Annotated in this window: 14 protein-coding genes; 1 reads left to right on the forward strand and 13 read right to left on the reverse strand. The window is 61.1% G+C overall.

Features of this window, described 5'->3' with window-relative positions:
- The 7 genes from BFP93_RS00015 to flhA form a co-directional block, all read right to left on the reverse strand.
- Positions 1-884, reverse strand: an 884-nt coding sequence (locus BFP93_RS00015) for an Hpt domain-containing protein (protein ID WP_176717538.1), incomplete at its 3' end; no start/stop codon positions are given.
- A gap of 11 nt (positions 885-895) precedes the next feature.
- The gene (locus tag BFP93_RS00020; protein ID WP_065884565.1) at positions 896-1,684 is read right to left on the reverse strand and encodes a protein phosphatase CheZ; all 789 of its coding nucleotides are present in this window, start codon (positions 1,682-1,684) and stop codon (positions 896-898) included.
- A gap of 18 nt (positions 1,685-1,702) precedes the next feature.
- The gene (locus tag BFP93_RS00025; protein ID WP_015885173.1) at positions 1,703-2,077 is read right to left on the reverse strand and encodes a chemotaxis response regulator CheY; all 375 of its coding nucleotides are present in this window, start codon (positions 2,075-2,077) and stop codon (positions 1,703-1,705) included.
- A gap of 167 nt (positions 2,078-2,244) precedes the next feature.
- Positions 2,245-2,985 carry an RNA polymerase sigma factor FliA gene (gene fliA, locus BFP93_RS00030; protein WP_065884564.1) on the reverse strand — a complete coding sequence of 247 codons (741 nt, stop codon included), beginning with the start codon at positions 2,983-2,985 and terminating at the stop codon, positions 2,245-2,247.
- On the reverse strand, positions 2,982-3,815 hold the full coding sequence (gene fleN / locus BFP93_RS00035; RefSeq protein WP_003192912.1) for a flagellar synthesis regulator FleN: 834 nt from the start codon (positions 3,813-3,815) through the stop codon (positions 2,982-2,984). Before fleN ends, fliA begins: the two co-directional genes overlap by 4 nt.
- Before the next feature lie 105 nt (positions 3,816-3,920).
- Positions 3,921-5,237, reverse strand: a complete 1,317-nt coding sequence (flhF, locus tag BFP93_RS00040; RefSeq protein WP_065884563.1) for a flagellar biosynthesis protein FlhF — start codon at positions 5,235-5,237, stop codon at positions 3,921-3,923.
- Between the two features lie 12 nt (positions 5,238-5,249).
- Positions 5,250-7,364, reverse strand: coding sequence for a flagellar biosynthesis protein FlhA (gene flhA / locus BFP93_RS00045; protein ID WP_065884562.1), 2,115 nt, complete (start codon positions 7,362-7,364; stop codon positions 5,250-5,252).
- A gap of 477 nt (positions 7,365-7,841) precedes the next feature.
- Here flhA and BFP93_RS00050 point away from each other — a divergent pair, with 477 nt between their 5' ends.
- Positions 7,842-8,105 (forward strand): DUF6124 family protein, encoded by a 264-nt coding sequence (locus BFP93_RS00050; RefSeq protein ID WP_065891503.1) that lies wholly within the window; start codon positions 7,842-7,844, stop codon positions 8,103-8,105.
- A gap of 187 nt (positions 8,106-8,292) precedes the next feature.
- On the opposite strand, the gene BFP93_RS00055 is transcribed toward BFP93_RS00050, so the two are convergent.
- The 6 genes from BFP93_RS00055 to fliO form a co-directional block, all read right to left on the reverse strand.
- The gene (locus tag BFP93_RS00055) at positions 8,293-8,508 is read right to left on the reverse strand and encodes a hypothetical protein (protein ID WP_240995355.1); all 216 of its coding nucleotides are present in this window, start codon (positions 8,506-8,508) and stop codon (positions 8,293-8,295) included.
- 543 nt (positions 8,509-9,051) lie between these two features.
- Positions 9,052-10,188, reverse strand: a complete 1,137-nt coding sequence (gene flhB / locus BFP93_RS00060; protein WP_065884560.1) for a flagellar biosynthesis protein FlhB — start codon at positions 10,186-10,188, stop codon at positions 9,052-9,054.
- Positions 10,189-10,191: 3 nt separating this feature from the next.
- Positions 10,192-10,977, reverse strand: coding sequence for a flagellar biosynthetic protein FliR (gene fliR, locus BFP93_RS00065; protein WP_065884559.1), 786 nt, complete (start codon positions 10,975-10,977; stop codon positions 10,192-10,194).
- Positions 10,978-10,981: 4 nt separating this feature from the next.
- The gene (fliQ, locus tag BFP93_RS00070; protein WP_027603863.1) at positions 10,982-11,251 is read right to left on the reverse strand and encodes a flagellar biosynthesis protein FliQ; all 270 of its coding nucleotides are present in this window, start codon (positions 11,249-11,251) and stop codon (positions 10,982-10,984) included.
- A 4-nt stretch (positions 11,252-11,255) separates the two neighbouring features.
- Positions 11,256-11,999, reverse strand: a complete 744-nt coding sequence (gene fliP / locus BFP93_RS00075) for a flagellar type III secretion system pore protein FliP (RefSeq protein WP_032895954.1) — start codon at positions 11,997-11,999, stop codon at positions 11,256-11,258.
- On the reverse strand, positions 11,999-12,332 hold a 334-nt coding region (fliO, locus tag BFP93_RS00080; protein WP_065891504.1), incomplete at its 5' end, for a flagellar biosynthetic protein FliO. The genes fliP and fliO, both read right to left, overlap by 1 nt.

A 12,332-nucleotide genomic window follows, 5' to 3' on the forward strand; every position in this document is an offset into this window, starting at 1 on the left:
AGCAACGCTTCGAATTCGTGGTCGGAGATCAGCCCGTCGCCGGCCGGTTCAGCCGGTTCAGCCTTGGCGGCTGGAGCAGCTGGAGCAGCTGGAGCGGCGGCGGTGGCTGCGACTTGCGGCAAGGCTTCAGCGGCAAATGTGCCTTTGCCATGCAGTTGGTCGAGCAGTGCCTCGAATTCGTCGTCGGTAATGTCGGTGCTGGCATTGGCTGCCGGCGCTGCCGGTGCAGCGGGCGCAGCATCCGACGGCGCCGGGGCCACGGCGTCGGCCGCGAACTGGCCTTTGCCATGCAACTGGTCGAGCAGGGATTCGAATTCCGCGTCGGTAATGTCTTCGCTGGTCGGCGTGGCGACCGGCGCAGACGCAACCGGCGCTTCAGCTTGAGCCTTGACTGCGTTGAGCGAGTCGAGCAGTTGCTCGAATTCGCTGTCGGTCACATCCGGCTCGGCTGGCGCCACCGGCTCAGGCTCGGCTTGCACCGCAGGCGCCTCGGCAGCCGGTTCGGCCAGGCGCGCCAGGGCGGCCAGCAGTTCCGGGGTGGCGGCAGTGATCGGCGCACGTTCGCGCACTTCACTGAACATGCCGTTGACCGCATCCAGTGCTTCGAGAATCACGTCCATCAATTCCGAGTCAACCTTGCGCTCACCCTTGCGCAGGATGTCGAACACGTTCTCGGCGATGTGACAGCACTCCACCAGCTCATGGAGCTGGAGGAAGCCGGCGCCCCCTTTTACAGTGTGAAAACCGCGAAAAATTGCATTGAGCAGGTTCGCATCATCCGGGCGGCTTTCCAGCTCGACCAGTTGTTCGGACAGTTGCTCTAAAATTTCGCCGGCCTCTACAAGGAAATCCTGAAGGATTTCTTCATCGGCGCCGAAGCTCATGTGGGTGCTCCTTAGAAGCCTAAACTGGACAGCAAATCGTCTACGTCATCTTGACCGGATACGACGTCTTCACGTTTATCGGCATGAATCTGCGGACCTTCACCCTTGGCGAGATGTTTTTGTGGATCTTTTTCCGAGAGGATCGCTTCGCGGTCATGTTCGATGCCGGCAAAACGGTCGACCTGACCGGCCATGAGCACCAGCTTGAGCAGGTTGCTTTCCACTTCGGTGACCAGTTGGGTCACCCGCTTGATCACCTGGCCTGTGAGGTCCTGGTAATCCTGGGCCAGCAGAATATCGTTGAGGTTGCTGGCCACCGTGCGGTTTTCCTGTTCGCTGCGCGACAGAAAACCGTCGACGCGACGCGCCAGCTCACGGAACTCTTCAGCCCCCACTTCGCGGCGCATGAAGCGGCCCCAGTCCACGCTCAGGGCGTGGGCTTCGCTGGCCATGCCGTTGACCAGAGGCGTGGCGTTTTCCACCAGGTCCATGGTGCGGTTGGCCGCCGCCTCGGTCAGCCTGACCACATAGGACAAGCGTTCAGTGGCATCGGTGATCTGCGAAATTTCTTCGGCCTGGGGCATGCGCGGGTCAATCTGGAAATTGACGATCGCACTGTGCAGCTCGCGTGTGAGCTTGCCCACTTCCTGGTACAGGCCGCGGTCACGGGTCTGGTTAAGCTCATGGATCAACTGCACCGCGTCGGCGAAATGGCCTTTTTCCAGGCTGTCGACCAACTGGTGAGCATGCTTTTTCAGGGTCGACTCAAAGTCGCCCAGTGTTGTTTCTTTATGCTCCATAGCTCCCCCGCGATGGCATTAGCCGTGGATGCGTTCGAAGATTTTTTCGATCTTCTCTTTCAAGGCCAATGCTGTGAATGGCTTGACCACGTAACCGTTGACCCCGGCTTGGGCGGCTTCGATGATCTGTTCACGCTTGGCTTCGGCGGTCACCATCAACACCGGCAGGCTGCGCAGTTTTTCATCGGCGCGCACATGGCGCAGCAAATCGATACCGGTCATGCCCGGCATGTTCCAGTCGGTTACCAGAAAGTCGATGCTGCCGCTGTTGAGGATCGGAATCGCCGTAATGCCGTCATCCGCCTCGACCGTGTTAGTGAACCCAAGGTCACGCAACAGGTTTTTTATGATCCGCCGCATCGTTGAGAAGTCATCAACGATGAGGATTTTCATGTTCTTGTCCAATTCGACCTCCAAGCAGTCTTAAACGCGCCCAGCACCTGGACGCGCCACTTCAATCAACAGGCGTTACACAAAAAGGACTGCCCAGGGCACCACGGAGCGAATCCGCGAAGGCCGAAACCTTCGCGGTAGCATCTGCAGTGTCCCCACACTGCCTGTCAGCGCGCGCGCCACTCTCCCAACCGCCCCCGCAAGCGGGCCGCGCACTGGCTATGCAACTGGCTGACACGCGATTCGCTGACCCCCAGGACCTCACCGATTTCCTTGAGGTTCAGCTCTTCGTCGTAGTACAGCGCCAGCACCAGGCGCTCACGCTCCGGCAGATTGGCAATGGCGTCCGCCAACGCTCCCTGGAAACGCTCATCTTCCAGATCGCGCGACGGTTCCATATGCGCACTCGCGCCGTCCTCGTGCAGCCCTTCGTGTTCGCCGTCCTGTAACAGGTCGTCGAAACTGAACAGGCGGCTGCCCAAGGTATCGTTCAAAATCCCGTAATAATCGTCGAGACTCAATTGGAGTTCGGCCGCAACTTCATGATCTTTAGCGTCACGACCGGTTTTTGCTTCAATTGCGCGAATTGCGTCACTGACCATGCGCGTATTGCGGTGTACCGAACGCGGCGCCCAGTCCCCTTTACGCACCTCATCGAGCATCGCGCCACGGATACGGATACCCGCATACGTCTCGAAACTCGCGCCCTTGCTCGCGTCATATTTGGTCGACACTTCGAGCAGGCCGATCATGCCGGCCTGGATCAGGTCTTCAACCTGCACGCTGGCAGGCAGGCGCGCCAGCAGGTGGTAGGCAATGCGCTTGACCAGGGGCGCATAGCGCTCGATCAATTCGCCCTGGCTGTCACGTGCCGACTTTTTGTAAAGGTTGTAGCCGCTTGATGTCATAGCACAGGTCCCGCGCTCGTCTGATGCACCAGTCGCTCGACGAAAAACTCCAGATGCCCCCGAGGGTTGGCAGGCAACGGCCAGGTATCGACCTTCTGGGCAATGGCCTTGAATGCCAGTGCGCACTTCGAACGAGGGAACGCTTCGTAGACCGCACGCTGCTTTTGCACGGCCTTGCGCACACACTCGTCGTAGGGAACGGCGCCGACGTATTGTAAAGCCACATCGAGGAAACGATCCGTGACCTTGGTCAACTTGGCGAACAGGTTACGCCCTTCCTGCGGGCTCTGGGCCATGTTGGCCAGCACGCGAAAGCGGTTCATGCCGTAGTCACGGTTGAGCAGTTTGATCAGGGCGTAGGCATCGGTAATCGAGGTGGGCTCGTCGCACACCACCAGCAGTACTTCTTGCGCTGCGCGGACAAAGCTGACCACCGACTCGCCGATCCCGGCGGCGGTGTCGATCACCAGCACGTCAAGGTTGTCGCCGATATCGCTGAAGGCCTGGATCAGGCCGGCATGCTGCGCCGGACTCAAGTGCACCATGCTCTGGGTGCCGGAGGCGGCCGGTACGATGCGGATCCCACCGGGCCCCTGCAGCAGCACGTCGCGCAGCTCACAGCGGCCTTCGATCACATCGGCCAGCGTGTGTTTGGGGGTCAGCCCCAACAGAACGTCCACGTTGGCCAGGCCCAGGTCAGCATCCAGCAGCATGACGCGACGGCCAAGCTCTGCCAGGGCCAGGGACAAATTCACTGACACGTTAGTTTTGCCGACGCCACCTTTGCCGCCGGTCACCGCGATCACCTGTACGGGATGCATGCTGCCCATTTTATTTCTTTACCTTGTCTTGCTTAGACGCAGGCTACATGGCTTGGCCGCGTGTATCGCTTGCAGACCATCGATGTAGGTACATTTCACGGTGTTCATCCTGCCTCATCCCACCCGTTTTGCCGGGTTGTGATAAAGGTCGGCGAACATATCAGCCATCGCTTCCTCGCTAGGCTCGTCTTGCATTTGCACGCTGACAGCACGGCTGACCAACTGATGACGGCGCGGCAGATGCAAATCATCCGGAATCCGCGGCCCGTCGGTCAGGTAGGCGACCGGTAGTTCATGACTGATAGCCAGGCTCAGCACTTCGCCCAGGCTGGCGGTTTCATCCAGTTTGGTCAGGATACAACCGGCCAGGCCGCAGCGCTTATAGCTGTGGTAGGCAGCGGTAAGAACCTGTTTCTGGCTGGTGGTTGCAAGCACCAGGTAATTTTTCGACTTGATGCCACGCCCGGCCAGGCTTTCGAGCTGCATGCGCAGGGCCGGGTCGCTGGCTTGCAGGCCGGCGGTATCGATCAACACCACGCGCTTGCGCAGCAGCGGGTCGAGGGCGTTGGCCAGGGACTGGCCCGGGTCGACGTGGGTCACCGGCACATTGAGGATGCGGCCCAGGGTCTTGAGCTGTTCCTGGGCGCCGATGCGGTAGCTGTCCATGCTCACCAGCGCGATATTTTGCGCGCCGTACTTGAGCACGTAGCGCGCTGCCAGCTTGGCCAGGGTGGTGGTCTTGCCCATGCCGGCAGGACCGACCATGGCGATCACCCCGCCCTCTTCCAGGGGTTCGATCTCCGGGGTGGCGATCATGCGCGCCAGGTGCGCCAGCAGCATGCGCCACGCTTGGCGCGGTTCTTCGACTTCGGCGGTCAGCGCCAGCAGGTCACGGGACAACGGGCCGGACAGGCCGATGCGTTGCAGGCGACGCCACAGGTTGGCCTGCTGCGGCTTGCTGCCTTGCAGTTGCGTCCAGGCCAAAGAGCCGAGTTGCACTTCGAGCAGCTCGCGCAGGCCGTTGAGTTCAAAGCGCATCGAATCGAACACACGCTGATCGACTGCGGCGGCCGGGGCTGGCGCGGCGGGACGTGGCGGTTCGACAAACGTAGGTTCCACCAGCGGCTCGGAAGCGGTCAGCGGCAGGCCGGCGAACAACTGGCGATTGGTGGTGGCGTCGCTGTCGCCGCGCATGCTCAATTCAGCCTGGGCCGAGACGATGCGCGAAGCGGTTTTGCGCAGCTCGTCTTCAAGCTCCATGTTCGGCACGCGCGGGGCCAGGGCCTGGGGGGTGTAATCCAGGGCAGCCGTCAGCTCGACACCGCCGGCAATACGGCGGTTACCGATAATCGCGGCATCGGCGCCCAGCTCATCGCGGACCAACTTCATGGCCTGACGCATATCGGCGGCGAAAAAACGCTTTACTTGCATAACCCACTACCCTCAGCCGTTGGGCCCTACTGTCGCGACGATAGTCACTTGCTTATTGTCAGGAATTTCCTGGTAAGCCAACACGTGCAAATTCGGTACTGCCAGGCGTCCAAAGCGCGACAACATCGCGCGGACCGGACCGGCCACCAGCAGAATCACCGGCTGGCCCTGCATTTCCTGGCGCTGCGCGGCTTCGATCAACGAACGCTGCAGCTTTTCAGCCATGCTTGGCTCCAGCAAAACCCCTTCTTCCTGGCCTTGCCCTGCCTTCTGAATACTATTGAGCAATATCTGTTCCAACCTTGGCTCCAAGGTGATAACAGGCAGCTCAGACTCAACGCCTACAATGCTTTGCACGATTGCGCGGGACAAACCGACGCGCACGGCGGCCACCAGCGCGGCAGTATCTTGACTCTTGGCGGCGTTGTTGGCGATGGCTTCGGCAATGCTGCGAATGTCGCGAACCGGCACTTGTTCGGCGAGCAAGGCTTGCAGCACCTTGAGCAACTGCGACAGCGACAGCACGCCCGGCACCAGCTCTTCGGCCAGTTTCGGCGAGGCCTTGGCCAGCAAACCCATCAATTGCTGGACTTCCTCGTGGCCGATCAGCTCGTGGGAGTGCTTGTAGAGAATCTGGTTGAGGTGGGTGGCGACCACGGTGCTGGCGTCGACCACGGTGTAACCCAGCGATTGCGCCTGGCTGCGCTGGCTGACTTCGATCCACACCGCTTCCAGGCCGAAAGCCGGATCTTTGGCGGTAATGCCGTTGAGCGTACCGAACACCTGCCCCGGGTTGATCGCAAGTTCGCGGTCGGGGTAGATCTCGGCTTCGGCCAGGATCACGCCCATCAAGGTCAGGCGATAGGCGCTGGGGGCCAGGTCGAGGTTGTCGCGGATATGCACGGTGGGCATCAGGAAGCCCAGGTCCTGGGACAGCTTCTTGCGCACACCCTTGATCCGCGCCAGCAGCTGGCCGCCCTGGTTGCGGTCCACCAGCGGAATCAGGCGGTAGCCGACTTCCAGGCCGATCATGTCGATCGGGGTCACGTCGTCCCAGCCCAACTCCTTGGTTTCCTGGGCGCGGGTCGGGGATGGCAGCAATTCCTGCTGGCGCGCGATTTCCTGCTGGGCCTGGACCTTGACTGCATTCTGCTTTTTCCAGAACAGGTAGGCCGCGCCGCCGGCCATGGCCGCCATGCTCAGGAACGAAACGTGAGGCATGCCCGGCACGATGCCCATGACGGCCATGATGCCGGCGGCCACGGCCAGCGCCTTGGGCGATGCGAACATCTGGCGGCTGATCTGCTTGCCCATGTCTTCGGAGCCCGAAGCACGGGTCACCATGATCGCTGCCGCTGTGGATAACAACAGTGATGGCAATTGCGCCACTAAACCGTCACCGATGGTCAGCAAGGCGTACACCTTGCCCGCATCGCCAAAGGTCATGCCGTGCTGGAAGATCCCCACGGCCATGCCGCCGATCAGGTTGATGAACAGGATCAACAGGCCGGCGATGGCGTCACCGCGCACGAATTTGCTGGCGCCGTCCATGGAGCCGTAGAACTCGGCCTCCTGGGCCACTTCCAGGCGTCGGGATTTTGCCTGGTTCTGGTCGATCAGGCCGGCGTTGAGGTCGGCGTCGATGGCCATCTGCTTACCGGGCATCGCATCCAGGGTAAAGCGTGCGCTCACCTCGGAAATCCGCCCGGCACCCTTGGTCACCACCACGAAGTTGATGATCATCAGGATCGCGAACACCACGATACCGACCACGTAGTTGCCGCCGATCACCACCTCACCGAAGGCCTGGATCACCTTACCGGCGGCGGCGTGACCGTCCTGGCCGTGGAGCATCACCACGCGGGTGGACGCCACGTTCAGCGCCAGGCGCAACAGGGTCGCCACCAGCAGGATGGTGGGAAATACCGCGAAATCCAAAGGCCGCAGGGCGTACACACAGACCAGCAGCACCACCACCGACAGGGCGATGTTGAAGGTGAAGAACACGTCGAGCAGGAACGGCGGCATCGGCAACATCATCATTGCCAGCATCACCAGCAACAACAACGGCACACCCAGATTGCCCCGCGACAGGTCAGTCAGGGTGCCACGGGCCGTGCTGAGCATTTGAGAGCGATCTGCCACCGGTATTCCTCGTGTCCTTGAAGCAAAGTTTTGACGCCGGGAAGCGTCCTGAAGGCGGTATTGCAAGAAGCCTTCCAACTTTTGCCCCACGACCAGGATGACTCTGCAAACGACCGAATCTACTGGGTGTAATCAATGGGGATGTACCTGCTGTTACTGAGGAAATTTCCGACAAGGTTTTCGGGTTGCCCCTAGGAACCGGGCTCCCTAGTCTCCGCACACCGCTGCAAATGCAGTGGTCGGGCGTCGCGGCCCGGTTTACAACGGAGTAAAAGCACCATCTCCCTTTCAGTCGACGCTTTTTTATCGTCTACTGTGCGGCGCTATGGCGGCTGTGCGCGGGATACCTTCGGGTATGCCGGGTTGCTCCTTGACCGGTCCGCGAACCTGCGTACAGCTGCCACCCTCCATCGCGTCGCGGCGATCAGTGGCGGCTCCACTTTCGTAAGGAGCTTCACAATGATCAAACCCACCCCAAATCCCCCACCCAGCATAATCCTCACCCTTATCGACGGCATCAGCACCGAAGACCTGCTGGTCAACCTCACCGAAAACCTGGCATCCGCCCACGCCCTGACCTGTGATTTCGCCTTTGACCTAGAGGGAACACAGCGAGAAGGTGCGCTGGGTATTGCGCAGTTGATTGAGATCGGCCGATTGCTGGCTGAGCGACTGCTGGATGACAGGGAGCCGTCATCCGCAGAAACACCGGGCAACCTCTGATCGTTCCCACGCTCTGCGTGGGAATGCAGCCAGGGACGCTCCGCGTCCCGACTTGAACCCTGCGCGACGGTGACGCAGAGCGTCACGGGAGGCATTCCCACGCGGGAGCGTGGGAACGATCTTCAAAAATCCTGGCCGGCCCAGAGGCCGCCATCGGGGGCAAGCCCCCTCCCACAGTTGCGAACGATCAACAACCCGATTCACCACAGTTGCCTGCCTGGATGGGCAACGCATAAATACCCTCGGGCCGATGGACCATTTGAAACTTCAGATGCTTACCCTCCGACAGCGCCGTCCAGCGCCAATCCTTGTGATTGATGAACACGTGCTCTGCCCGGTCATCCAGCTCGATCAGCCAGTCGCCCCTGATCCAGTCATAGGATTTGACAGTCCCCATCGCCACTTTCAATACCGCTCTCCCTGCATCTCGTTTACTACCTGCGCGCAGTGCTGATGGGTAATGAAACCGTGGGAAAGCTTCGCCTGGCTACTGTCAAAGTTGACAGGTAGACGCGGGCCGATGACGGGTGGTAGGCAGGCAATCGTGCGGATCATGCCTGCGAGGGCTTTTTGCGCCTGCGGGAGGGTTGTTGCCTGGGAGGCGTCTGTGGGGATTCAACACTTTCAATGGCTGTCGACTGAACGGCAACCTCATTGCCATCGCGATCCAGAGCCTTGAAGCCAATGCCCTTGACCGCATCGCACCACCTGACCGTGCCCCTGTCCATCGCCGCCTCCCGAGCCGCGCATGGCTGCGTGGCTCATCGCTGTATCAAACAGTGAAGGCGGCGTATTGGCTACTGTCAAAGTTGACAGGTAATGGCCACCCTCCTGTAGGAGCGAGCTTGCTCGCGAAGGTGGGTAACGATAACGCGGGGAGTCAGGATAAACGCGGCGACGGTGAGTTTTTCGCGAGCAAGCTCGCTCCTACAGTGCGCCGCAGCGTTCAGGAGTCGCGACGCAAATCCGGCGGGATCGGCAGGTCCTTGAGCGGATCAGGCCGCTTGCCCTTGCCCGCCCGGTATTGGCGGATCTGGTAGACGTAGGCCAGCACCTGGGCCACCGCCAGGTACAACCCGGCCGGGATTTCCTGGTCCAGGTCAGTGGAATAGAAAATCGACCGCGCCAGCGCCGGGGATTCCAGCAGCAGGATGTCGTTGGCCACGGCGATTTCGCGGATTTTCAACGCGGTAAAGTCGCTGCCCTTGGCCAGCAACATCGGCGCGCCGCCCTTTTCCGGGTCGTACTTGAGGGCCACGGCATAGTGGGTCGGGTTGGTGATGATCACGTCGGCGTCGGGCACCGAGGCCATCATCTTGCGCTGGGACATTTCGCGCTGCAGTTGGCGGATGCGTTGCTTGACCTCCGGGCGCCCTTCCTGGTCCTTGTGTTCGTCGCGCACTTCCTGCTTGGTCATCAGCAGTTTCTTGTGGCTTTCCCACAACTGGATCGGCGCGTCCACCGCCGCGATGATGATCAACCCGGCGGACATCCACAACGCGCTCCAGCCCACCACTTGCAGGCTGTGGATGATCGCCGACTCCAGCGGTTCATGGGCGATGCGCAGCAGATCGTCGATGTCGGACGACAATACCGTCACCGCCACGAACAGAATCAGGATGAATTTGGCCAGCGCCTTGAGCAGTTCCACCAGGGCCTTGGTGGAAAACATGCGCTTGAGGCCGGCCGCCGGGTTCATGCGGCTGAACTTGGGCGCCATGCTGCTGGCAGCGAATAGCCAGCCGCCCAGGGCGACCGGGCCGATCAGCGCGGCCAGCAGCAACGTGATCAGAATCGGCTGCACCGCCAGCAGCGCGATCGTGCCCGAATGCAGCAGGTACTGGCCCATGGAGTCGGGGTTGAGCAACACCTCCCGGGGCAGAGTGAAGTTGTGCTTCATCAGCTCCAGTAAATCCAGCGCCAGGCCACCGCCGTAGATCAGCAAGGCACCGGCGCCGGCCATCATGGTCGCAACGGTATTGAGCTCTTTGGAGCGTGCGATCTCGCCCTTTTCCCTGGAGTCCTTTTTACGCTTCTCCGTGGGGTCTTCTGTCTTGTCCTGACCACTCTCGCTCTCGGCCATGGCTCAGCGCGCCCGTGCCAGGTCACGTAAGAACTGCAGGGCGTCGGTCGCCAGCGGTTGATACTGATTGAGAATGTCGGCCAGGCCGATCCAGAAAATCCCCATGCCCATCACCAGGGTCAAAGGGAAGCCGATCGAGAAAATGTTCAGCTGCGGCGCTGCGCGGGTCATCACGCCAAACGCGATGTTGACCACCAGCAGCGCGGTGATGGCCGGCAACACCAGCAGCAAGGACGCGCCCAGCACCCAGCCGAGGCGCCCCACCAGTTCCCAGAAATGGTTGACCACCAGCCCCGAACCCACCGGCAAGGTGGTGAAGCTTTCGGTGAGCACCTCGAACGCCACCAAATGGCCGTTCATGGCCAGGAACAGCAAGGTCACCAACATGGTCAAAAATTGCCCGATCACCGCCGCCGATACACCATTGGTGGGGTCGACCATGGACGCAAAGCCCATGCCCATCTGGACCGAGATGATTTGGCCGGCCACCACAAACGCCTGGAAGAACAGGCTCAGGGAAAAACCCAGCATGGCGCCGATCAGGATCTGTTCGGCAATCAGCAGCAGCGCACTGAGGTCGAGGGCGTTGACCGGCGGCATCGGCGGCAGGCCAGGCACGATCACGACCGTAATGGCTACCGCGAAATACAAGCGCACACGCCGTGGCACGAGGGTGGTGCCGAACACCGGCATGGCCATCAACATGGCCGTGACGCGAAACATCGGCAGGATGAACGAGGCCACCCAGGTACTGATCTGGGTGTCGGTCAGGGCCAATAAGGATTGCATCGGCTCAGCCGATCAACTGCGGAATACTGCCGTACAGCTGCAGGATGTATTCCATGAAGGTTTGCACCAGCCACGGGCCGGCGACGATCAGGGTGATCAGCATCACCAGCAGGCGCGGCAGGAAGCTCAGGGTCTGTTCGTTGATTTGGGTGGCGGCCTGGAACATCGCCACCAGCAGGCCGACCAGCAGGCTCGGCACCACCAGCACGGCGACCATCACGGTGGTCAGCCACAGTGCTTCACGGAACAGGTCGACGGCAACTTCTGGGGTCATGGCGCTATACCCCCCCGAAACTGCCGGCCAGGGTGCCGATAATCAGCGCCCAGCCGTCCACCAGCACAAACAGCATGATCTTGAACGGCAGCGAGATGATCAGCGGCGACAGCATCATCATGCCCATCGCCATCAGCACGCTCGCCACCACCAGGTCGATGATCAGGAACGGGATGAAGATCATGAAACCGATCTGGAACGCGGTCTTCAATTCCGAGGTGACGAAGGCCGGCACCAGAATCGTCAGCGGCGCCTGGTCCGGGGTGGCAATGTCGGTACGCTTGGACAGGCGCATGAACAACTCGAGGTCGCTGGAGCGGGTCTGCGACAGCATGAAGTCCTTGATCGGGCCCTGGGCCTTGTCGATCGCGTCCTGGGCCGTGAGCTTTTCCGCAAGGTAAGGCTGCAGGGCTTGCTGGTTCACCTTGTCAAAGACCGGCGCCATGATGAACAGGGTCAAAAACAGCGCCATGCCAGTGAGGATCTGGTTCGACGGCGTTTGCTGCAGGCCCAGGGCCTGACGCAGGATCGAGAACACGATGATGATCCGCGTAAAGCTGGTCATCAGCATGACGAACGCCGGGATAAAACTCAGCGCGGTCATGATCAGCAGGATCTGCAGGCTGACCGAGTATTCCTGCGCGCCGGCCGCATTGGTGCCCAGGGTAATCGCCGGGATCGACAACGGGTCGGCGCCCAGTGCCATCGGCGCGGCCAGCAACAGCATGAGCGTCAGGAACACGCGCATTACTTCTTATCCTTCTGGTCCTTGCCCAGCAATTCCATCAGGCGCTGGGCGAATTCTGGCGTGGCGGTCTCGCTGCTGGCCGCGTCCACGGGGGTTTTGAGTACGTGCAACGGAGTGATGCGGCCAGGGGTAATGCCGAGCAGGATCTGCTCCTCGCCCACCTGCACCAGCACCAATCGGTCCCGCGGGCCCAGGGCACGCGAGCCGACCAGTTCGATCACCTGGGCATTGCCCGGGCCGATGCGCTGCACGCGGCGCATCAGCCAGGCCAGCACGAAGATCAAGCCGATCACCAGCAACAGGCCGAGCAGCAATTGCGTCAACTGCCCGCCG

Origin of the sequence: Pseudomonas sp. 44 R 15 (genome assembly GCF_900004965.1) — a bacterium.
In the GTDB taxonomy this organism is placed as follows: domain Bacteria; phylum Pseudomonadota; class Gammaproteobacteria; order Pseudomonadales; family Pseudomonadaceae; genus Aquipseudomonas; species Aquipseudomonas orientalis_A.

Bases quoted from the DNA above. Each gene is read 5' to 3' on its own strand.
- fleN (WP_003192912.1), bottom strand. From the start codon at position 3,815: ATGGGCAGCATGCATCCCGTACAGGTGATCGCGGTGACCGGCGGCAAA.
- fliP (WP_032895954.1), bottom strand. From the start codon at position 11,999: ATGCGCGTGTTCCTGACGCTCATGCTGTTGCTGGCCGCGCCGATGGCA.
- BFP93_RS00050 (WP_065891503.1), top strand. From the start codon at position 7,842: ATGATCAAACCCACCCCAAATCCCCCACCCAGCATAATCCTCACCCTT.
- flhF (WP_065884563.1), bottom strand. From the start codon at position 5,237: ATGCAAGTAAAGCGTTTTTTCGCCGCCGATATGCGTCAGGCCATGAAG.
- flhB (WP_065884560.1), bottom strand. From the start codon at position 10,188: ATGGCCGAGAGCGAGAGTGGTCAGGACAAGACAGAAGACCCCACGGAG.
- flhA (WP_065884562.1), bottom strand. From the start codon at position 7,364: ATGCTCAGCACGGCCCGTGGCACCCTGACTGACCTGTCGCGGGGCAAT.
- fliR (WP_065884559.1), bottom strand. From the start codon at position 10,977: ATGCAATCCTTATTGGCCCTGACCGACACCCAGATCAGTACCTGGGTG.
- BFP93_RS00020 (WP_065884565.1), bottom strand. From the start codon at position 1,684: ATGGAGCATAAAGAAACAACACTGGGCGACTTTGAGTCGACCCTGAAA.
- fliQ (WP_027603863.1), bottom strand. From the start codon at position 11,251: ATGACCCCAGAAGTTGCCGTCGACCTGTTCCGTGAAGCACTGTGGCTG.
- BFP93_RS00025 (WP_015885173.1), bottom strand. From the start codon at position 2,077: ATGAAAATCCTCATCGTTGATGACTTCTCAACGATGCGGCGGATCATA.
- fliA (WP_065884564.1), bottom strand. From the start codon at position 2,985: ATGACATCAAGCGGCTACAACCTTTACAAAAAGTCGGCACGTGACAGC.